A 21,447-nucleotide genomic window follows, 5' to 3' on the forward strand; every position below is an offset into this window, starting at 1 on the left:
TGGGAACGGCTGTTTTTGTGCTCTATTACCTCTCATGGTTTTACCCGCTTCCGACCTGCCGGACGACGTCGATACGCTGAAGGCGATGATCCTGGCGATGGTCCGCGAGCAGGCTGCGAACGAGACGCGGCTTGCCACCGCGGCTGCGGAGATCGCCCGGCTGGAGGCCGTCGAGAAGAGCGCCAACGAGCGGATCGCCAATCTCACATCGATCCTGAAAGTTTTGCAGCGCACGCAACATGGCAAGCGTTCCGAGCGGCTGCGCCTGGGTATCAACGACGAACAGGTATCCTTTGCTTTCGAGGAGGTCGAGACCGGCCTTTCGGAAATCCAGAGCGAACTCGACCGCGCGGCCAAGGACAAGCCGAAGCGTGCCCCACGTCCGCGCAAAGGCTTTGCCGCTCACCTCGAACGCATCGAGGAAGTTATCGAGCCGGAAATCCCGGCCCACTGCGCGGGTCTTGAAAAGGGTTTGATCGGCGAAGACCGCTCCGAGCGGCTGGACGTCGTGCCACCGAAGTTCCGGGTCATCGTGACGCGCCGCCCCAAATACGCCTTCCGGGGTCGTGACGGCGTGGCTCAGGCCTTGGTGCCAGCACACATCATCGAAAGCGGCCTACCGACGGAACGGCTGCTTGCCTATATCGCTGTCTCGAAATACGCCGACGGTCTTCCGCTTTACCGGCAGGAGGCGATCTATCTACGCGATGGCGTCGAGGTCAGCCCGTCGTTGATGGCGCAGTAAATGGGGCATCTGGGCTTCGAATTGCAGATGCTCGCCGATTATATCCTGAAACGCGTCAAGGAGGGCGAAAGGATCTTCGCCGACGAGACGACCTTGCCCGCTCTTGCCCCTGGGTCCGGGAAACCACCAAGGCCTGGCTATGGGCCTACGCACGCGATGATCGACCATATGGTGGAACCAGTCCGCCGATGGTTGCCTATCGCTTTGAAGACAGCAGAGGCGCCGATTGCGTGGCGCGTCATCTCGCCGGATTCAGCGGCATCCTGCAGGTTGATGGCTACTCGGCCTATACCAACCTGGCCAAGACGCGGGCCAAAACCGGCAGCAGTGAAACGATCCAGCTCGCAGGGTGCTGGGCGCACCTGCGCCGCAAGTTTTACGATCTGCACATCAGCGGTGTCTCACAGGCCGCGACGGACTCGATCTTCGCCATGACCGAGTTGTGGAGGATCGGGGATGAGGTTCGGGGCAAGGATGCCGGGAGCCGCGCGGCGTGGCGCCAGGAAAAATCCGCGGCCATCGTCTCCAGCCTGTTTGACCTTTGGGAAAAGGAGCTGGGTAAGGCCTCGGGAAAATCCAAAACCGCCGAGGTGATCCGCTACGCGCTCACCCGGCGCGAGGCGCTGGAACGCTTTATAACGGACGGCCGCATCGAAATCGACTCCAACATCGTCGAACGGGCGATCAGGCTCCAAACAGTTACGAGAAGAAATAGTCTTTTTGCCGGCAGCGAGGGTGGCGGACGAACCTGGGCGACGGTGGCCACCTTGCTGCAAACGGCCAAAATGAATAGCGTCGATCCCCTCGACTGGCTCTCCCAAACATTGACCCGCATTGCTCAAGGCTGGCCAGCATCCGAAATCGAAGCGCTCATGCCCTGGAGCTTCAAGCCTGACGTTATCGGCTGACCGCTTACGATGGAATGCGACTTAGGCATTCCGCATCGGCCTATCCGCCCGTCGGCGTCGCGTGGCCCATTCGCTGACCACCCGCCGCGAGCCGCGGAAGCCTGGCGTTTTTAGACGTCGCCATAGCTCGGTGGCGTTCCGCTTGCCGGCCGTCCACTGCGCGTCGAGCCATTCCAGGTAGAGTTCCAGTGAGCTCTCGTGAGCGGAATACATCGCTACGTTGACCTCTGAGAACCTACCTGACAAGTCCTCGGCTATGACCGGTGCAGCGCACGATTTCCTTGATCGTTGTGCCATCCGTCAGCTTGGCGTTCTTCTATCCAGTTGGCGCAGCCGCTTCATCTTCGAGGGCATCAGATCGGCATATTTTTGCGCCAATTGTAAAAGGTCGCGTCCGAAATGCCTGCCTTGCGGCAGACCTCGCCGACCGCCGTTCCGTCCTCCGCCTGCTTCAGCACGAACGCGATCTACGCTTCCGAAAACCTCGAGGCCTTCATCGAATTCTCCTCCTCTTCCCCATGGGGGATCATAAGTGGAAAATTCCAGTTCCAATTGGCCTAAATTAACGGGGGGGCATGTCAAGTGTAAGGCATCCATACTGTGAATGGGCTACATCCAAACAATCACTTTGGGGGACCTCAAAAAACTCACTATGGTCCAAACGCTACCAGCATGCGGTTAGGATCCGGTGCGCATGAGTAGCACGGAATTAAGAAGGCGAGGGTGACAATTGGCCACGTTCACAGTAGTTATTCCATTCTACCAGAAGGAGGCCGGCATTCTGCGCCGGGCGTTAGCGTATTTAGTCAAACCTACACTAGCACAACTAGCAAAAGGTAAGTTGACGGGTGCCCAATGGTGAGAAATGCCCCTCATTTTCTCGCATCCTGCGGAGGCAATGAGACCATCTCACTGAGAATATCATCAGGACAATCTTCGCGCTTCTAGGAAGTCGATATATTCCTCCGCGTCACGGCGCTCGGACAAACCCGGCGTGTTCAGACGCGACGCAGCGATGGATTTGTCAAAAAACCTGTCATTGCACTGCTTCACCTCTACCGCGCTGGAGGTGGCCTTGATGCGTGCATAACGAACATGGATGGGAGAAAGAAAACATGCGTCGGTTATGGCGGGCCCGAGACCTTCGTCCGGAGATCGCGAATGTTGACGATGTCTTGTGCCTGATTGCACGACACGGAGGCGTCTATAAAGTTAGGAGAGGCAGTGCGCTGTTCAAGGATCCGCTTGTCATTCAAGCGAGGCGCCACGGTCTGATTGATATGACTTCGGCCGCCTTTGGTCGCGTCGCTCTCACATTCACTGAGCGGGGGGCAATCCTGGCCCTTGCTACCGAAGCGCGGCGGCAAAGCAAAACACAGTCTGTCAGTCAGATGTGAAAGGCTTGCGATCTTCTTCACGCAGTCGCTAGGCCCGTTTCGCAACCCTGAAGATCGTCGGCGATGAAGCCAAGACGGAACCGGCAGGTCCGACCGTCGATGTCAAAACGCTCCATGCCAAGATCGGAGAACTGACGTTAGAGAATGATTTTTTATCCGGTGCGCTCGGCAAAGCCGGATTGCTGAGCGGAAAGAAATGATCAATCGCGTGCACAAACTATCCATCGTGCGTCAGGCGAGGCTTCTCGGCCTCAGCCGTGGCAAACACTCTCGGCATAATTCCAGGAATCTTCGCCCGAAGTGATCATGCTAGAATTTTTAAGCAACTATCCCATTTCTCGCGGCGACAGGTTTCATCGATCTTGTCGATTTCCCGCGGCATGCAGCAGCAGGATCGACGTCCACTCTATTCGTCAGCCCCTAACCCATTGGACGCGGCGATAAAGCGGAACGCCGCCATCGCGCAAGAGAGGGCGGCCTCGGATGAGCGTTGCGATTGTCCGAATACCAGGGTTTCATGCTCCCGTGACCTGCGCTGTCGGCATGTGAAGACTGGCGCGGCTACTAACGCAAAGAGGAGCTTGAGCTCGCTCCGGCGAGCGTACCGGACGTGTTCGGCGTCGATCCCACCACTTTGTGCTTGATTCATGCCGCAGCGCATGGTGCAAAGGTCCCAAGTCTAGTGTGCATCCATCGAAATCGCCAGCTGCACGTTGCTTTCCTGGCTTCCCGGCAGTGGGGTGTCGTCGAGGCGCGCCGGATTGGCATCGACCTCGAGAAAACAGCCGAAACCATGATCGACCCGAAATGATGCGGATCCATGTCCACCACATTTCCCCGCCATCATACCCGCCGGATTACGCCCGGGTATTCTCTCGGCCGCAACCCCGCGAGGCGCAAATGGCCACGCGGGATCGTTCACGCTCAGTGTCCGGGATGCCATCGACGCTTCTGTCGGGTTACACAAACCGCGCCGGCGCAAAGTTAAAAATGTGACTGTCTGCTGCCTATTTCGTCGCTCCAATCGGGTTGGCCGGGCAGGGCGGAGACCCCCGTATCGCAGCCTGACCGGCCACCTGAGGGCCGCCACACGGCATTTCTCGACGGCCGGGTCGTCTGGGCCTTCGGTGATAATCGATCTTCGCGGCTCTTCGGATTCTCGGGGCCGTTGAGGAGATCGAGAGAATGACAAAGCATGTTGGCGCATCAGTCGGTGGGGTGGACGCCAGCATCGGCTGTGTACCACAGTTGACAAACTATGCAATCTGCGTACTGTAATACACATGATTGAAGTTCGACTGACAGTCGTTTTTTCCCGATGGCTGGAAGATCTCAAAGACCGGCGCGCGCGTGACAGAGTTCTCGCCAGATTGCGCCGTTTCGAATTAGAAAATTTCGGAGACGCAAAGCCCGTGGGGAGCGGGGTGAGCGAGGCACGAATAGATTATGGGCCGGGGTATCGCCTATATTTTGTGAGGCAGGCTGATGTTGTCGTGGTGATGCTGTGTGGTGGCGACAAAGCAAGCCAGAAACGCGACATAGCGACGGCGAAGGCAATGGCGAAGGAGCTATAAGATGGCATTGGAAACAACGCGCTTCGATATTCAGAACTACATCAAAAGTCACGAGGATCAGACTGGCTATCTCGACGCTGTTCTGGAGGATGGAGATCCTGCTCTTATTGCAGCGGCCATCGGCGATATTGCCCGCGCACGCGGCGCATCACAATTCGCGAAAGACAGCGGACTCAGTCGTGAAACCATCTATAAGGTTTTTCGCCCAGGGGGAAACCCGACGCTCGATACGATCGCCAAAGCGGTGAAAGTGCTTGGCCTGCGGCTGTCGCTGGTACCGGCATCCAACTCCACCAAAGGCCCGATCTGACAGATTGGTATCTCCCGCAAGTCGCACTTCATCCTTTGAACCCACCCCCGTTACACACAAAATGTGGCGGGGAAGTTGGAATGTCCGTTTATTCGCAAAGTTAAAATGTCACTTTGGGCGCGTCGGCAGCCAGTTAGAAATGCGACACTCAGCATCTCCGCTGGCGCTGACGGCAGCCCCCGATCCGAGCAGGTGAGACGCACCCCTTCGGCTTTAGCTTTGAGACGGTGTGCTGACGGATCATTCCGCAGCATCAAGCCGGGAAAGCGCTGCCTCTCGCCGCGCAAGTACCACCGGATCGTCCATGAAATCCTTCCGCCGTCCCGGGCCGCGAGCACGTCGCACATAGCCGTTCTTCTCGCTGTTGGTCTTCACCACCGGCTCCGATTGCTGCTCCTGACGCTCCTTGATATAGGCCAGGACATCGCCGAGCCGCTTGTTCTCGGTGATCGCCGCATGCGTCACCCGCTGGTCCTTGTCGAACGTCCTGTGGGGCAGGGCCCCTTCCACCGCACATCCAATCGACCATCCGCATAGGCATAGGTCTCAACATAGCGACCAGCCAATCCGCAGCGTCACCTCGGTCTCCTCCAGCATGATCCGCTGGCGCTCAAACGAAAACGTCAGCTGCGCTCCGACATAACGCTGCTCACGCTTGCACAGGATCTCCTGCAGTCGATCCGGTGCCAGATTCATCAGCCGGTGCAGGTCTTCGGACCGGGCAGGGACAATCGCAAACCGCGCATTGTAGTGCTCCATGAAGCCAGGCAAAAACGCATTGCCAGTCTCCATGGTGTCGATGCCGGCCAGCCGTAGCTCCTTGACCAATCGGTCCTGCAGCGTCCGGTTCATCCGCTCGACACGACCTTTGGCCTGGCTCGAATTTGCACAAAGAATCTCGATGTTTAGCTCGCACAGCGCCCGCCCGAACTGGGTCATGCCCTGGCCACCCTTGGCGTCCTTCTTCGCCACCCGGAACACCGAATGCTTGTCGGAGTAAAAGGCCACAGGCGCGCCGTGATGCTTCAGATAAAGCGCCAGCGCCTCGAAATAGCTGAAGGCGCTTTCCGAGCGCACGAAACGCAGCTGCATCAACTTGCCCGTCGCATCCTCGACGAACACCAGCAGCGAGCACGGTTCACCACGATCCTCGAACCAACTATGCTCGGAGCCGTCGATCTGCACCAGTTCGCCATAGGCCTCGCGCCGCGAGCGTGGCTGATGAAACGTCCGCCGCTGCTGGCGCGATCGCCAGATGCCGGCCGCCGGTCCAGCACGTTCGGCATGATGACCGAGCGCTCACCGCCATCTTTCGGCAGCCCACGTCGCCTCGGCCTCGCCCTCAGCGCATTTTCGCGCATCAAGCGTTCGACGCGATGAAGGCCGCAGAAGAAGCCTTCGGCAAGGAGGTCGTGCCAGACACGCCGGGCACCATAGGGACGGTCGCTGGATTTGAAGCTTTCCCGGACCTCTCCAGAAGAACTTCGTCATGGCGGGCACGTTGGATCGGTGAGCGATTGAGCCAGGGATGGAAGCCGGAACGAGAGACACCCAGCGCTGAGCAGAGCCATGCCACCGGCCAGATCGAACGGCGCTTTGCAATGAAGGCGAACTTCATATCGCGTCCTTTGCAAAGTGGGCCGCCGCGTTTTTTTAGGATATCGCGCTCCGCCTTCAGCTTCGCGATCTCACGGCGCGCCTCTCAATCTCAAGCTGCTCCGGCTTCATCTGCCCATGGCCGGGAAAGGCCTGCGTCGGATCAGCCACCATATTCCTTGACCCATGTGCGCAGGACATTCTCATGAACATCCAGATCGCGGGCCGTCTCCGCTACGCTGACGCCGCGACGCTCCCTAACCAACTTCACCGCTTTAAGCTTGCATTCGCGGCTGAACTTCCGTCTCTGCATCCACACTCTCCGGTTTCGGAGGAGCACCTTATCTCGGTGTCCATGAAACCGGCAGCAGGCCAGCCCTTTACGGTCGGCGCCGAAGTGGGAAGCACCAAGCAGGAGCTGGATCTGGCCGAAGATGCCAGATTTCCGGCTTGATTCGAAGAGAGTTAAAGCAGTGATGCCAGCATCTATAAGTGGAAAGCCAAGTTCGGCGGCATGGAGGTGTCCGAAGCGAAGCGGCTGAAGGCGCTGGAGGACGAAAACACGAAGCTGAAGCGGCTTCTGGCGGATGCCATGCTCGATAATGCAGCTTTGAAGGACCTTTTGGGAAAGAAGTGGTGACGCCGCAGCAAAGCGGAACGCTGTCGCGCATCTGATGAGCCCACATGGGATGAGCGAACGGCGGGCGTGTAAAGCCATCGGCTTTTGCCGGATGACGATTCGTTATGAAACCAGACGCAGCGACGACCTTGGCCTTCGCGAGCGAATGAAGGCGCTGGCCCATGAACGCCGCCGCTACGGATATCGACGCGTTCATGTGCTGCTCACACGCTTGTGAACCACAAGAAGCTCTTCCGGCTCTATCGGGAGGAGAAGCTGACCGTGGCAAGCGCGGCGGGCGTAAGCGAGCGATCGGCACTCGAGCGCCGATGTGATCCCGATGGCTGCCAATGATCGTTGGTGGCTGGACTTCGTGTCGGATCAACTCACGGATGGCCGCAGGTTCCGGGTTCTGACGGTCTGGATGACTGCACTAGGGAATGCCTGGCTCTCGTCGCCGATACATCGCTTTCGGGCCTGCGGGTCGCCCGTGAGCTGGATCGGATTACAGAGGAACGTGGCAAGCCCAGGATGATCGTCAGCGATAACGGCAGCGAATTCACCGGCAACGCCATCCTGCAATGGACGGATCGGGGCAAGGTGGATTGGCATTACATTGGCCAGGCAAGCCTTCATTGAAAGCTTCATGTATGGACGTATATGGACCCGCCCGATTGCAACAGTCGGCTGGATCAGGATCGATGGTCACAACTGCTGACGTATATCCGGCTTCGTGATGCGGCTGGACAACGTCTTTGCCGCGAGCCTCGATGGGTTTTCGCCCGCTTCCAATGCCATGCTCGGACAGAAGACCGCGTATTTGATTGACGAGCCTGACCCTGTCGGCGACCAGAATGATCCTCGCAAGTTTGTTGGCCACTGCGACTGCCACAATCATTGGGCGTCGTCGCTGCAATAGGGAATCGATCCAGTGTCCTGCCATATTGGCTCGTCTTCGATGAATGCAGGCTCCTACGCCGTCAAAACCTACTTTTGAGCCCGAAGGAGATTGACGTCCTTTGGAATGTGGCGCCGGCGCCATCCTTGTAGAATTCATTTTTGCGCGTCTTCCCGTCGTACTTTTTCGTGTCGCCGCGGCTGCCAAACACCCGGTCGAAGGACCCGGACAGATAGAGCGAGGTGGCCGGCGTCAACGCGTAGTTGACCGCGACAGTGGCGCCGATCGCCGGCGCCGGATCCATGTAGTCATGATACCGGTCATTTAACAACCAGTGGTCGTCGATGTCCTTTATGCCGAAGCTCAAGCCCGTCTGAAGGGCGCCGCTGATCGTGAGATCGCCCAGGACGTGCTCGCCGCTCAGGCTGAGGAAGCCAACCCCAATCTTTTGCCGGTAGCTGCTTAATCTTGCCCCGTCTGGGACCTTCCAGGGGGCGTCTCGGAATTTTCCCTCGCTCGAATAGATGCCCGATCCGCCATACGCATTCCACTTGACGTCGGTATAGCGATAACCGGCGCCGACCGCGATACTGCTGGTATCATCGCCGTAGATGATCCGGTCCAACTCGATCGCTCCGGCGACATAGTGATCGAGTTCGGTCTTGGGGTGGATGGAGCGGTTGCTCCAGTCGTCCCGGCTATAATACATCCAATCGAGGTCGACCATGTGACCGTTGCCGCCGGTGCCGACGTTGACGCTGCCCTGCAAGCTCCAGTCGTTATCAATCTGCGCGTCGACGCCACCGGTGAAAAGGGTCACCCCCTTGCTCTTCCAGTTCAGCTGGCTGTTCTTGTGGTCGCCGTCATAGACAAACTCCTGGGCCTTGATGTTAGCAACGCCGATTCCGCCGAAAAGGATGAAATTGCCGCCGTCGGAGGAAAACAGAACGTCGTCCGCGGCGGCGAATGACGGGGTGGCCATCAGGAAACACGAAGTGACTACTGACCCGACAATGACGCGATTTATAAGCTGACCGCGTGCTTCGTCGTCCAGCACCTCCGTGTTGGCCCTGAGCTTCTCCGCCTCGCATACTCCTTGTCCAGACTTGCCCACGGCGCGAGCCGCTGCTGTTGATGGACCGGTTTCGCCGTGCTGTTGCGAGGCAGGCCGCGTGAGCCGCTTAAGTGAAGGGAAGTATTCGCAGAACATTAGTCTTCCTTTGCTGGAGAGCGATGGAATTGTCAGGACTGGGTAGGAGCGCGGCGTACGCCTAGCGATCCGCGGCGCCGATGTGGAAACTGCCGGGCGCGTTCAGACGAGGCGCTCTACAGTGTCGCTCCGCCGGGTTTCATCAGGCGGCGGGACGAGCGAGCGCCTTGTTGTCAGGCGTCGACCGCGTCGTGAGATCTTGGCTTCCCCACATGCGGCGGGAGATTGACGGTTGCAGACTTGGCCACATGGCGACCGGTGGGTGGCTTCGCTTGCATTAATCTCGTCGTGGCGACTGCCTGGCCGGCGAGGCTGTTCATGGCGGAACTCCTGTTGGCTGTGTTAAGTGTAGCTCTCTTTATCGAAGCAACTGCTGTGCCAACCCGAAAATCGTTTCAAATCAATGCGGTCACGCTGACATGCAGTGTCTCATTTCCGACTTTGTCGAATATCCGACAGTGTCGACAACTCGACAATGAACGCCTGATCGCCTCTTGCACACCATGAAGAACTAAGCTGCGAACTTCAGTGTCTGACGACGCAGCAGCACGGACTGAACTGTCTATGTCAAACGGGACCGGACCACAGGTACTTCGGCATTCTTAACCATAGGCCCTATTGCCTTTGTTCGCATCCATGACAGAGAGCTCAGCAGGGCGGCCCGGAGGAGGCCAGTGTCGTGCGGTTGGATAGAAATGACAGCAGCCTGCGTGGGATGCGGTGCGGGTCATGGTGGGCGGCGAAACTGTGCTGACGGGTGAGAAGCTGATCAGCCTCTTCCATGCCGAATCATCATCAAGCTCAGTCGTGCCGGCGACTACGGTCACAAGCTCAAGCTGACCGCCGGCCCGGAGCGGCACCGCCGTCATCCAACTGCGCAACGTCTCGCGCGACACACGCAATCCATCGCGTTCGGAAAGCTTCTCGGCCGCCAGCGTCGGACCGAAGTCCGCATAGCGTTCGCGAACCAGCGTCACGGCGTAATCGCGAACACCGTCGCTGATCCGGTTGTTCGACGGCCGGCCGATCGCCTTGTGTCGGATCGACGCCGCACCGCCAGTGCTGATCCGCTCCAGCAGACGCACCTGGCGCGTGCTCAGGTCAAGCACATGCGCCGCCGACACCAACGTCATCATCCGGCCGTCGATCACCTTCGACAAAACTTCGATCCGCTGCAGATCGCGCTCGCTCATCGCAATCAGTCCCATCCGCAATCTCCCACGTCATTAAAACGCGGGGAGTGTGACATTCTAACTTTGCAGAATCAGGACACTTCAACTTTGCGGCTACATACAAATTGAGTCATAATAGATATTATGGAACTAAATGATTGATATTAAAGGACAGTATATCATCACTGGTTAATTCCGGTACGAATGGAAACGGCTCGGTTGCACCTCATCCTGGACACATGAACTCCCCAGCCTGACAGACTCATGCGACTGCTTGCAAAAAGGAGGGCTTGCCGCGACGGGCCTCGGCCGCCACGATGAGATGCTGGAGCATCTATGCGAACTCGAGGCTGAAGCCAGTCAGATGCCTTTCGTGCGGTAAGTTCGTGCGTTTTGCTCCACTACCAACTTTGGGTTTTGGCAGCCAATGGCATTCGACCGGGGCCGCGTACGTATGTGTCGTGGGAGGGCTAGCGCCTGTGATTTTTGCGCCACGGTCGAGGCGGGGGTGGTCAAGCGCTAGGGGCAGGACCGTCAGCATTATGCTGAGAAAATGACTATAGATTACTAGGAGGTCACCATGGGAGCCGCTGCTCTCGAAACGTCACCGATAGCCCCCGCTCGGAAGGGGCTTTACGAAGTGGGGGAGATTCCCCCGCTCGGACACGTTCCTGAACGCATGTACGCTTGGGCCATACGCCGAGAGCGTCACGGGCCGCCGGAGACCTCGATGCTCGTCGAGGTGGTACCGACCTGGCCTATAGCGGACGACGAGGTACTGGTGTTCGTAGTGGCGGGTGGCGTCAACTACAACGGGGTGTGGGCCGGGCTAGGTCATCCGATGTCGCCGTTTGACGTGCATAATGCCCCTTACCACATTGCCGGCTCAGACGCGGCCGGAGTAGTGTGGGCGCTGGGCGCCAAGGTGCGGCATTGGAAGGTCGGAGACGAGGTTGTCGTCCACTGCAACCAAGACGACGGCGATGACGAGGAGTGCAACGGCGGCGAGCCGCTGCTCTCACACTCCCAGCGGATCTGAGGATACGAAACCCCTGACGGCTCGTTCGCCCAGTTCTGCCGTGTGCAATCGCGGCAGCTGATGCCAAAACCGGAGCACCTCACCTGGGAGGAGGCCGCGTGCTACCCACTAACCCTCGCCACAGCTTGCCGCATGCTGTTCGGGCATGAACCGCACATCCTCAAGCCGGGCGATAGCGTGCTGGTGTGGGGAGCCTCGGGTGGGCTTGGGGTGTTTGGGGTGCAGCTGGCCGCCGAGGCCGGCGCCAGCGCGATTGGCGTCGTGTCGGACGCCAGTAAGGCTGAGTACGTGTTGGCGCTGGGCGCCAATGGGGTCATTAACCGCAACGAATTCGACTGCTGGGGCGCCATGCCCACAGTAAATTCGCCCCAGTATAACACCTGGATCAAGGAAGCTCGGCGGTTCGGCAAGTCGATCCGGGATATCACTGGACACCGCGACGTCGACATCGTTTTCGAGCATCCAGGCGAACAGACATTCCCAGTCTCAACTCTGGTCGCTAAGCGCGGGGGCATGGTGGTATTCTGCGGCGGCACGACAGGGCTCAATATCACGTTCGATGCCCGATACGTCTGGATACGCCAGAAGCGAATCCGGGGCTCGCACTTCGCGAACCTCAAACAGGCCAGCGCGGCGAACCGGTTAGTGATCGATCGCCGCATCGCCCCCTGCATGAGCAAGGTTTTTCCATGGGATGAAATCGCCAAAGCCCACACGAAGATGTGGAAGAACCAGCACAAGCCGGGGAATATGGCGGTGCTGGTCAATGCGCCACGCGTTGGCCTGCGCAACTTCGAGGACATCGTCAACGCGGCCAGCGCCTAACCAGCAACAATCGTTGCGCCTGCGGCGTGGCTTCGAGCTTCCTTCTGCGCCCTCATCGAGATTCGCTCCGCCGGATATCCGCGCGGGGGCGTTCGCAGACGTCGTTACCGCCATCCTGACGATGCGCTGCACGGCCAATTCCTTGATGATGTTTTGTCCTCGCTGTTGGAACGTCCGGGCATCATTGTCAGGTCGCGATTTGCGCATTGTATTGCGTAAACCAGGACGCAAAATTCAAAACAAGCTCCCCCTCTATGTTGCTTATCAGACCATGCGACGCTGTCATGCCGGCGGCGCCTCGTCCGTCGAGGATTGAAGGGCTGAAAAAATCGCGCAGCCGAGCGCGCTGATCGCTCGTCAGCGCGTCGATCTGGCTTGCGATCTGCGAAGAATAGGTTGGATCGGGCACAGAGGGATAAGGCGACTTCTTCCTTTCGAGGACACCGACCGGCAGCATATCTTTCGCAGCTTGTCTCAACACGGACTTTTCTCGGCCATCGGCCGTGTGGACGGCTGCCGGCAAGGTCACCAGGTGTTCGACGATGCGGTGATCGCAAAAGGGAACACGCACTTCCAGCCCGGTTGCCATGCTCAGGCGATCGTTTCTATCCAGGAGTGTCGGCAGAAAGTGCGTCACCGCGAGATACATGATCTCGCGATGACGCCGGTCCGCCGCAGACAACCCGGGATCCAAATCGAGCTTGCTCAAAGCTGCAGAGTAATGGTCCTGAAGATATTCCTCGAGCTGCAGCTCAGCAAGCAAGGCCGGTTGGAATGCGTTGAGGATTCGTTGGTGAAGATATCCGTGAGCGGGACTGTCCGCCAGCCACGGAAACGTATCCGCCCAGACTGCGGTTGGCTCTTGGAACCAGAGATACCCTGCGAGAAGCTCGTCGGCAGACTCACCTGAAAGAGCGACGGTCGCGTGTTCTCTGACTTTCCTACACAGAAGCAAAAGGCTTAAGTCAAGGTCGCCGATCCCGTTCGGAAGGTCACGTGCGGCAACGCAAGCGTCTCTGGTTTCAGGCGCTGCCAGGAGCGAGGTGTCCAGGACGATGTTACGATGTTCCGACCCGATGAACGCTGCCGCCTCATGGGCAAATTTCCGATCCAGTGCTGAGCGGGAGGTTTGGGAATCTGCCGCGTCGTTAAAATCGACGGAAAAGGACCTAACCTTGCTGTTCCCCGTCTGGATTTTCTGGGCCCCAGCTGTGATCGCGGATGAATCCAGACCGCCGGACAACAGTGTGCAAAGCGGAACATCGGCGATCGTTTGACGTTCTATCGTGTCAATCAGAAGTCCACGCAGGGATGCTCCTGCTTGCGTAATTTCGATCCGTGGTGGAGCCCGGGAGATGATTTCCTCCAGATTCCAGTAGCGAATTGAGCGGAGCCCGTTTCGCGAGAACACAGTTGCGCTTCCTGGAAGAACTTCGAAGACATCCTTGTACGGGTTGGCGCCAGGGAATTTGATCAGCGGCAGAAGCAGTTGAGCGACGCCTTCAGCATCGATTACTGCATGAACGGATGGATGGGCAAAGAGAGCCTTCACCTCTGAAGCGAAGAGGAGACTGGAGCCTCGCCAGTGATAATAAAGCGGCTTGATGCCGAGATGGTCCCGCAGGAGCCACAGCTCCTCACGACTGGCATCCCATAGGGCAAACGAAAACATTCCGTTCAGCCGTCCCAAGGACTCATATCCCCATTCGGACCAGGCGGCGAGCAGAACCTCAGTATCGCTTTGCGTTTTAAATGTGTGGCCACGGGCAAGCAGTTCCTGCCTGAGTTCCCGGTAGTTGTAGATCTCACCATTGTAGGTGAGCGTGATGCTGCCCCTCTCACGGGAGAGCTCCATAGGCTGGGCTCCTCCCTCGAGGTCGATCACGGAAAGTCGGCGATGGCCAAGACAGGCGAATTCCGATCGCCAGACACCGCTTCCGTCGGGACCGCGCCGCGCCAGCACATTGTTCATGGTTTCTACAAGTTGATCCGCGTTGGACGGTAGTCCGGCAAAATCTATCCATCCTGCAATCCCGCACATGTTGTTTTCCTTCGATCAGATGCATTCAGTGGTGGATTAGCCGCCCGGTTCGTTCTTCAGGCCAGAGACGCAACACTTGATGCCACGCTTCAGCCTTTCCGGCATAGCTCGCGGCATTTGGATCAGTTTGAACGGTCAGACAAACCACGAGTCTAGAACACGGGCCGTCTGCTCGGGATTAAGGCGAGGGTCGAGCAAGGATGTGTACCGGTGAGTTGCGTCGGGTTCGACGAAATCATCCGCGCACTCGTAGACGTCGTCTGGTGTGGCTTCGAGATGCAGGCCGGAGGCAATCAGCTTCTCTTCCTGAAGGATCTTTTGGAAATCCTGCAACTCGGAAATGATGTGGGCGAGGTGCCGGGTTTTGAGGCCGGACCGCGCTTTCACGGTATTGCCGTGCATGGGGTCACTGATCCAGAGGACGTTCTCAAATTCTCGGCGCACGGCCCGAACGATCGGCCGGAGCTTTCCGATTTGCTCAAAGCCCATGCGGATCACGAACGCGAGCTTGCTGGGCTCATCAAGCGGGTTGAGCTTTCTCACCAGGGCCACAGCCTCGGTTGGGTCCGTATCAGGTCCGATCTTCACGCTAACGGGATTGCTGAGCCTGGCGGCCACCGCGACATGGGCACCGCCCAGCTGGCGCGTTCGCGCTCCGATCCAGGGCCAATGCGTCGTGGCGAGATGGCGGCCCCGGCTCCCTCGAGCCAGAAAGCGAAGTTCGTAGTCGAGAAGCAGCATCTCATGGCTGGTCCACACATGGCCGTTTTCGCCACTCGTCCGATTGTAGTCAGCAACCACCCGATGCGCGACTCGCGGCAAGGCCACATGCGCCCGCTCGATTCTGCCGACATCAGGCAGTCGGGCTTCCATCGTGGGTTCAGCGGAGTTAACGATGGGACCCCTATAGACAGGAAGCTGGAGACCATCGATCTGCTCGGTGTCTACGGAGCGCGGTTTGGCATATTGTCCTGCAATCCTGCCAATTGCAGTGACGCTCTTTCCGGTGCGCGCCCCGAGTTGGGTGCGGCCAGCATCTATGAAGCGCAGCTTTTTGAGGGTGTCGGCCCGGACGTCGAGCTCAAGATCTTCCACGCAATCTCCAAGTTGGAGGATCAGCCCGTCCTTCCCGAGCTGGGCGAGTTCTGTTCGCAGGGCCTGAACGGAGTGTTCGCTCACGAGCCCATCGGACGAAAGGCTCGCAAGCTTGGTCGCGAGCGCCTTTCTATTGGGCCAATCCGGTTGCTGATGAGCGACAATGCGCGAATTCAGATTGGGCGGCAGCATCGAAGAAGCTGCCTTGCAGTTGAAAATACTGCGTCATCGCAAACTCCAAATTGTCCGTTGTTCAATATCGTTAATCAGGATCGAACCTGAGACGCCGTCCATTTGCACCCGCGTCCGTTATCGCCCTCGATCAACTCGTGGGAGGCATGGAGCCCTTTGTTGGTGATCATGGCCGTTGTGGCGGGCACGCAATATTCGCAAGGCGCCTTAAGGGTGAGTTCGACGCCCCGGCTCCGGGCTTGTTCCCGGTAATCCCAGATTGCGCAATGATGAATATGGAGCGTCGACTGTCCGCTCTGATGCTCGATCCACTGGCGTTGTCACGTTGTTTGAATGTGGCCACGTGAGGCCGACCCTGCGCTTTTCAGGCAGGCCGTGCACTCACAGCTTCCCACGCGGCCATTGCCTGGCGTCGATGGGTTCGAATTTGTGCTGCGGAGCGGTTGGTCTGGGATGGGACGAAGAGGTTTCGGACGGCGGAGAAGATCGACACGAAATGTTGCAATGAGCCAACCGACCGGAAACCCTGTCGCGTTCGCTCCCGTTTTCTCAACGGCAGGTGAGAATTCTCCGCCCGGTTGTTCAAGCCTTTATGCGAGCGGTGTTCCACGTTCGGCATGACCTGGCGTTTGGCCGCCCCGTAGGAGCGCAATTTGTCGGTGATCATACGCTTTGGCGGCATGCCCTGCTTCTTCAGAAGTCGCGTCAGCAGGCGCTTGGCCGCCTTGGTGTTACGGCGCGTCTGGACGATCTCGTCGAGCACATATCCGTCCTGATCAACCGCTCTCCACAACCAGCATTTCTGACCGTTGATGCGCACCACGACTTCATCGAGGTGCCAGACATCGCCTTTCGTCGGCGCCTTGCGGCGTATGCGGCGCGCATAATCAAGGCCATGCTTTCGGCACCATCGGCGGATGGTCTCGTAGGAAACGACGATCCCGCGATCGAGCAGCATTTCCTCGACATCGCGCAGGCTCAGATTAAAGCGAAAGTAGAGCCAGACAGCACGGGCTACGATTTCGATCGGATAGCGGTGGTTCTTGTAGGTCGGTGCACTCACGGTCATGGGTGCGCTGCTACCTCAATTTCCTTACCGCTCAATCAATGTGACAGTACCCGAGAGATTGCATGGAAGGGCCAGGTGCGACTTTGCGCGCGCTATCGCAAGCTGATGGCGGCAGGCAAGCCGAAGGTCGTCGCGGTCACCGCCATTGCGCGAGAAATGGCAGCGTTCCTGTGGGCGATCGGGCATGAGGTCGCTCCCACAGCAAAGCCCTAAGCCGATAGTCAGCTTGAAGAGCAACGCTTAACCGAAAAATTGAAGTCATCTGCTGTTGGACAAAGATGGAGGCAGGGCTCCGGTGGGAAACCCTCGTCAAAGCTATGTGGCGGATAAAATCCACGCCCGATCCTAGACCGAGGCAGCCCCAGACGAACACACGGAAATGCGGTACCCAACCCGCGCATAAGAGTATGCCAGCCGTCGTCGAAACGCCCTGTCTCCTGCTTTGTTCAACAGCTTCACGCATGTGCTTTCGTCGTCAAAACCGGAAAGGAAAGAGTCATGATTAAAGAGCTTGCAAATGAACATAAAAGCTTTTTCGCACTTGAGCTCGGTCAGAGCATGCTGCTGCTTTATTGGTCCTGACCTGCCACTGAAGTTTCATCCAGCGGCGACTAGAGCTCCAGTGGTTCTTGAACCGCCCCCAAACGCTGGACCAGCGGAGGCGGTTCAGATCACTACAGACAAGCCGCTGTTTGTTCGACTCTTTGGTTGATATTCACAGAAGCGCCCTCCGGCATCGGCCTTTCATTCCATCGCTTTAACAAGGTGGATTGGTTCCTCAACTTGTGCAGCAAACCACCTACGTCACGGCACTTGCATCGTTCGTCTAGTGCTCGCGGACGCGTTAGAGCGTATTTACTTCAGATGAAACCAAAAGATGGAATTGCAACATCCTAGAGTAACAGACCTCCCCCAAAACGGCGACTGACAGATGACGCTGATTCTTTCTGGCAGCCGCAACTGAGGTGATAGGAAAATGTTACACGCAGCTTGGCCATTGGCCCTCGTGGTGGTGACCTCGACGTGCCCATCAGCCGAGGCCGCTCCATTCTCCTTTCGAGAGTTCGAGCGCCTCGCTCGCAAGTGTGCTCCGCGGGTTGATCCTTCAACGCTTGCCGCAATTGCCAAGGTTGAAAGCGGCTTTGATCCGCTTGCGGCACACGACAATACAACCGGTGAAACTCTTCACTGGAATGATCAAACGCAAGCGCGCCAGAGCGTCAAGAACCGCATCGAAGCAAAACATTCAGTCGACGTTGGACTTATGCAGATCAACAGTAAAAACTTTTCCGTCCTCAATCTCACGATCGAAAAGGCCTTTCAGCCCTGCATGTCACTTGCGGCTGCGGCGCACTTGCTAGAAAGCCGCTATGCTGGCGGCGGCACTGCCGCGGCAAAGCAACTGGCGCTTCGCCAGGCGATCTCGGCTTACAACACGGGTGACCTGACGCGCGGGTTTGCGAACGGTTATGTGCGGAAGGTTGAGGCGGCCGCTCGAGAGATCTTGCCACCGCTGGTCGAACCACCGGAAGAGGCCGAGGAAAAGCCGATCTCGGAAGACAAATGGGATGTCTGGGGTTCGTATGAGCGAGACCGTTCGGCACACGACATTCCAGCACTCCAGAGGTCTGGAGACCATGAATCCTCGAACAAGAAACAATTTGTATTCGATTGAATGGAGATACAATAATGGCGTCATCTAACAGATATCGTTCGCGTTTTAATCCTTTTTCTCTCCGGGAAGCTATGTTGCGCATGGCGGCTAACTATGCGCCAGCTGGTGGCGGCGCGGCGGCTTGGAGCCTTATCTGCTCCGGGCCAGCGATGGCGCAAGTGACAGGGGGGACCGACCCTGCCACAATGGTGAATAATATCTGCGCATTCATCCTTGGTCCCTTCGGACAGTCTCTGGCTGTGCTCGGCATCGTCGCCATCGGCATATCATGGATGTTCGGCCGTGCTTCACTCGGTCTCGTTGCCGGTGTCATCGGGGGGATCGTCATCATGTTTGGGGCCAGCTCCCTTGGTAAAGCCCTCATAGGGGGGGGCTGATGAGCGACCGACTGGAAGAGAGTATTCTATACGTAGCGGCGACACGCCCTGCATTATTCCTAGGCGTGCCGCTGAACTTGGCGGGATTGCTCATGATGTTAGCCGGCCTGATCATCGTCGTCGTCCAGAACCCTCTGTACGAAATTATTCTTGTGCCACTGTGGTTCGGATCACGGATTGTTGTCGAGCGCGACTACAACGCCGCGAGTGTAGCGCTACTCTTTCTCCAGACGGCTGGAAGAAGCGTGGATGCGCCGTTCTGGGGCGGGGCAAGCGTCAGCCCCAACCCTATCAAAGTGCCGAGACGAGGAAGAGGAATGGTTTAATGTTCGGGACAAGTGGGAGGACCGAGAGGTCTGGTGAGATATATCTACCATATGTTGGCCACCTCAGCGACCAGGTTGTCCTTCTCGAAGACGGCTCAGTCATGGCCATGGCACATGTCAGAGGTTTGCCCTTCGAACTGGAAGACGTTACCATCCGCAATGCACGCTGCCGAGCGTTTAATGCGCTCTTGCGCAACATTGCCGATGACAATGTATCAATATGTGCTCATCTGGTCCGACATAACGATGTGCCGTCGCCCCCGGCACGGCACTTCCATAGCGCGTTTGCTGGCAGTCTGAGCGAAGCTTATGAGCGGCGCGTGCTGTCCGGAAAACTCTTTCGCAACGATCATTTCCTCACCTTGGTCGTGTTTCCCCGCACTGCAGTTGGCAAACTCACGGGCCGGTTCATCAAGCGCAACAATAGAAACGAGAACGATCTAGCAAATCAAACGCGGAACCTGGAAGATCTGTGGCACGTCACTGGTGCCGCCCTCGATGCCTATGGTCTCCGCCGGCTCGGTATCCGCGAGAAAGATGGCGTGATTTTCTCAGAAATCGCGGAGGCGCTCCGACTGATAATGACCTGCCGTGTTACCCCGGTTCCAATGGTTAGCGGCTCACTGGGCGCTTCGATTTATACCGACCGAGTAATCTGCGGTAAGCGGGCACTAGAGATTCGAACCCCCGGAGATAGCTACGTTGGCTCAATGTTTTCATTTCGAGAATATCCGGCAAAGACGCGGCCGGGCATGCTCAATCCGCTATTGTCCGCGAATTTCCCGCTTGTGTTGAGCCAGAGTTTCTCCTTCCTCACGCGTGCACAGGCTCATGCCAAACTCAGTCTCAAGTCCAATCAAATGACGAGTTCCGGTGACAAGGCCGTCACCCAGATCAATGAACTCGCCGAGGCAGAGGACGCATTGGCAAGCAGCGAATTCGTAATGGGCTCGCATCATTTAAGCCTGTGCGTCTATGCCGATGATCTTAATAGCCTTGCCGACCGCGCCGCAAGCGCCCGCACGCGATTGACGGATGCGGGCGCCGTTATCGTCCAAGAGGGTATTGGTATGGAGGCGGCTTACTGGGCGCAACTTCCGGGAAACACCAAGTGGCGCACGCGACCCGGGGCGATCACCTCACGAAATTTCGCGAGTCTTGTCTCATTAGAGAATTTCCCAAGCGGCACCGATTCGGGCCACTGGGGCAATGCGGTTGCGCGCTTCCGCACCAACGGTGGAACTCCTTTCGATTACCTTCCTCACGAGAATGACGTGGGTATGACGGCAATATTCGGACCCGTCGGAAAGGGCAAAACAACGCTCATGACCTTCGTCCTTGCGATGCTCGAGCAGAGCATGGTTGGACGCAATGGTACGATTGTTTTCTTTGACAAGGACCGCGGTGGTGAATTGCTAGTACGTGCCACGGGAGGCACGTATCTGGCGCTACGCAGAGGCGTTCCCAGCGGCCTGGCGCCTCTACGGGGCTTAGACGATACATCGGCCTCCCGGGACTTTCTGCGCGAGTGGGTGACGGCCCTGATCGAGAGCGACGGACGCGGAGCTATTTCGCCGGAAGAGAACCGCCGCCTCGAACGCGCTATCGTCCGGCAGCTTTCATTTGAGCCCAGTATGCGTTCACTCGCGGGCCTACGCGAATTCCTGTTACACAGCCCATCCGAGGGCGCGGGAGCGCGACTGGAGCGGTGGTGCAGAGGAAACGCGCTCGGTTGGGCCTTCGATGGCGAGGCGGATGAAGTAAGGCTGGATGCCTCGATTACCGGCTTCGACATGACTCAGCTCTTAGAGTACGAAGAGGTTTGTGCGCCGGCCGCTGCATACCTCCTGCATCGAGTGGGCGCTGTCGTGGATGGCCGTCGCTTTGTCATGAGCTGCGACGAGTTTCGGTTTTATCTATTAAACCCCCAATTCGCTGCAGTCATCGACAAGTTCTTGCTCACTGTTCGCAAGAATAACGGCATGTTGATACTCGCAACACAGCAGCCTGAGCATGTTCTCGAATCGCCCCTTGGAGCCAGTCTCGTTGCACAATGCATGACGAAAATCTTCTACCCATCACCGACAGCGGACCGATCAGCCTACATCGGCGGCTTAAAGTGTACCGAAGGAGAATTTCAGGCCATCCGCGAGCAGATGGCAATCGGCAGCCGCAAATTTCTGCTGAAGCGCGAGAGCGGAAGCGTTATCTGCGAGTTCGATCTCGGCGAGATGCGCGAATATGTCGCCGTACTGTCGGGGCGGGCCAACACGGTGCGTTTTGTCGATCAGCTCCGTGACAAATACGGAAATGCCCCTGATGCGTGGATCGACAAGTTCATGGCACGTTACAACGAAGTGCAAGATTGACGGAGGAAGT

General features: G+C 57.8%; 12 protein-coding genes and 10 pseudogenes. 12 read left to right on the forward strand and 10 right to left on the reverse strand.

Annotated elements, in window-relative coordinates:
• Nucleotides 1-34: 34 nt before the first annotated feature.
• Nucleotides 35-1,653 (forward strand): annotated as a pseudogene (locus tag ISN39_RS35380) (IS66 family transposase).
• Between the two features lie 7 nt (nucleotides 1,654-1,660).
• Here ISN39_RS35380 and ISN39_RS37520 read toward each other — a convergent pair.
• Nucleotides 1,661-1,939, reverse strand: a pseudogene (locus ISN39_RS37520) (ISL3 family transposase); the annotation flags it as partial.
• 29 nt (nucleotides 1,940-1,968) lie between these two features.
• Nucleotides 1,969-2,120, reverse strand: a pseudogene (locus ISN39_RS35385) (transposase); the annotation flags it as partial.
• 1,019 nt (nucleotides 2,121-3,139) lie between these two features.
• On the opposite strand from ISN39_RS35385, the pseudogene ISN39_RS35390 reads away from it, so the two are divergent.
• Nucleotides 3,140-3,312 (forward strand): annotated as a pseudogene (locus ISN39_RS35390) (IS3 family transposase); the annotation flags it as partial.
• A gap of 417 nt (nucleotides 3,313-3,729) precedes the next feature.
• Here ISN39_RS35390 and ISN39_RS35395 read toward each other — a convergent pair.
• Nucleotides 3,730-3,972, reverse strand: coding sequence for a hypothetical protein (locus tag ISN39_RS35395; RefSeq protein ID WP_194732537.1), 243 nt, complete (start codon nucleotides 3,970-3,972; stop codon nucleotides 3,730-3,732).
• Nucleotides 3,973-4,333: 361 nt separating this feature from the next.
• Here ISN39_RS35395 and ISN39_RS35400 point away from each other — a divergent pair, with 361 nt between their 5' ends.
• A complete protein-coding gene (locus tag ISN39_RS35400) occupies nucleotides 4,334-4,624 on the forward strand; it encodes a type II toxin-antitoxin system RelE/ParE family toxin (RefSeq protein ID WP_194732538.1) in 291 nt (96 codons plus the stop codon).
• Between the two features lies 1 nt (nucleotide 4,625).
• A complete protein-coding gene (locus tag ISN39_RS35405; protein WP_194732539.1) occupies nucleotides 4,626-4,934 on the forward strand; it encodes an addiction module antidote protein in 309 nt (102 codons plus the stop codon).
• A 240-nt stretch (nucleotides 4,935-5,174) separates the two neighbouring features.
• Here the strand turns inward: ISN39_RS35405 and ISN39_RS35410 are convergent.
• Both ISN39_RS35410 and ISN39_RS35415 read right to left on the reverse strand, forming a co-directional pair.
• Nucleotides 5,175-6,197 (reverse strand): annotated as a pseudogene (locus tag ISN39_RS35410) (ISNCY family transposase); the annotation flags it as partial.
• A pseudogene (locus tag ISN39_RS35415) lies at nucleotides 6,173-6,843 on the reverse strand (IS3 family transposase); the annotation flags it as partial. The pseudogenes ISN39_RS35415 and ISN39_RS35410, both read right to left, overlap by 25 nt.
• Here ISN39_RS35415 and ISN39_RS35420 point away from each other — a divergent pair.
• Together ISN39_RS35420 and ISN39_RS35425 are read left to right on the forward strand one after the other, a co-directional pair.
• Nucleotides 6,736-6,984 (forward strand): hypothetical protein, encoded by a 249-nt coding sequence (locus ISN39_RS35420; protein WP_194732657.1) that lies wholly within the window; start codon nucleotides 6,736-6,738, stop codon nucleotides 6,982-6,984. The pseudogene ISN39_RS35415 and the gene ISN39_RS35420 sit on opposite strands and share 108 nt — an antisense overlap.
• An 18-nt stretch (nucleotides 6,985-7,002) precedes the next feature.
• Nucleotides 7,003-7,767 (forward strand): annotated as a pseudogene (locus tag ISN39_RS35425) (IS3 family transposase); the annotation flags it as partial.
• A gap of 362 nt (nucleotides 7,768-8,129) precedes the next feature.
• Here the strand turns inward: ISN39_RS35425 and ISN39_RS35430 are convergent.
• Both ISN39_RS35430 and ISN39_RS35435 read right to left on the reverse strand, forming a co-directional pair.
• Nucleotides 8,130-9,257, reverse strand: coding sequence for an omptin family outer membrane protease (locus tag ISN39_RS35430; RefSeq protein WP_246763629.1), 1,128 nt, complete (start codon nucleotides 9,255-9,257; stop codon nucleotides 8,130-8,132).
• An 866-nt stretch (nucleotides 9,258-10,123) separates the two neighbouring features.
• Nucleotides 10,124-10,465 (reverse strand): annotated as a pseudogene (locus ISN39_RS35435) (helix-turn-helix domain-containing protein); the annotation flags it as partial.
• Nucleotides 10,466-11,009: 544 nt separating this feature from the next.
• Between ISN39_RS35435 and ccrA the strand changes: the two are divergent.
• A pseudogene (ccrA, locus tag ISN39_RS35440) lies at nucleotides 11,010-12,293 on the forward strand (crotonyl-CoA carboxylase/reductase).
• Between the two features lie 187 nt (nucleotides 12,294-12,480).
• On the opposite strand, the gene asnB reads toward ccrA, so the two are convergent.
• The 3 genes from asnB to ISN39_RS35455 all read right to left on the reverse strand — a co-directional run bounded on the left by asnB (nucleotide 12,481) and on the right by ISN39_RS35455 (nucleotide 16,690).
• Nucleotides 12,481-14,334, reverse strand: a complete 1,854-nt coding sequence (asnB, locus tag ISN39_RS35445; protein ID WP_194732540.1) for an asparagine synthase (glutamine-hydrolyzing) — start codon at nucleotides 14,332-14,334, stop codon at nucleotides 12,481-12,483.
• A gap of 135 nt (nucleotides 14,335-14,469) precedes the next feature.
• Entirely contained in the window at nucleotides 14,470-15,621 is a 1,152-nt protein-coding gene (locus tag ISN39_RS35450) for a 3-deoxy-7-phosphoheptulonate synthase (protein WP_194732541.1), read from the reverse strand.
• Between the two features lie 364 nt (nucleotides 15,622-15,985).
• Nucleotides 15,986-16,690 carry an IS6 family transposase gene (locus tag ISN39_RS35455; protein WP_194732542.1) on the reverse strand — a complete coding sequence of 235 codons (705 nt, stop codon included), beginning with the start codon at nucleotides 16,688-16,690 and terminating at the stop codon, nucleotides 15,986-15,988.
• Nucleotides 16,691-16,747: 57 nt separating this feature from the next.
• Here ISN39_RS35455 and ISN39_RS35460 point away from each other — a divergent pair.
• The 5 genes and pseudogenes from ISN39_RS35460 to ISN39_RS35480 all read left to right on the forward strand — a co-directional run.
• Nucleotides 16,748-16,903, forward strand: a pseudogene (locus ISN39_RS35460) (IS110 family transposase); the annotation flags it as partial.
• 763 nt (nucleotides 16,904-17,666) lie between these two features.
• Nucleotides 17,667-18,365, forward strand: a complete 699-nt coding sequence (locus tag ISN39_RS35465; protein WP_194732543.1) for a type IV secretion system lytic transglycosylase VirB1 — start codon at nucleotides 17,667-17,669, stop codon at nucleotides 18,363-18,365.
• Nucleotides 18,366-18,379: 14 nt separating this feature from the next.
• The gene (virB2, locus tag ISN39_RS35470; protein ID WP_194732544.1) at nucleotides 18,380-18,742 is read left to right on the forward strand and encodes a pilin major subunit VirB2; all 363 of its coding nucleotides are present in this window, start codon (nucleotides 18,380-18,382) and stop codon (nucleotides 18,740-18,742) included.
• The gene (locus ISN39_RS35475; RefSeq protein ID WP_194732545.1) at nucleotides 18,742-19,068 is read left to right on the forward strand and encodes a type IV secretion system protein VirB3; all 327 of its coding nucleotides are present in this window, start codon (nucleotides 18,742-18,744) and stop codon (nucleotides 19,066-19,068) included. Before virB2 ends, ISN39_RS35475 begins: the two co-directional genes overlap by 1 nt.
• Nucleotides 19,068-21,437, forward strand: a complete 2,370-nt coding sequence (locus ISN39_RS35480; RefSeq protein ID WP_194732546.1) for a VirB4 family type IV secretion/conjugal transfer ATPase — start codon at nucleotides 19,068-19,070, stop codon at nucleotides 21,435-21,437. Before ISN39_RS35475 ends, ISN39_RS35480 begins: the two co-directional genes overlap by 1 nt.
• Nucleotides 21,438-21,447 lie beyond the last annotated feature (10 nt).

This window comes from Rhizobium sp. 007 (assembly GCF_015353075.1).
Classification (GTDB): Bacteria; Pseudomonadota; Alphaproteobacteria; order Rhizobiales; family Rhizobiaceae; genus Rhizobium.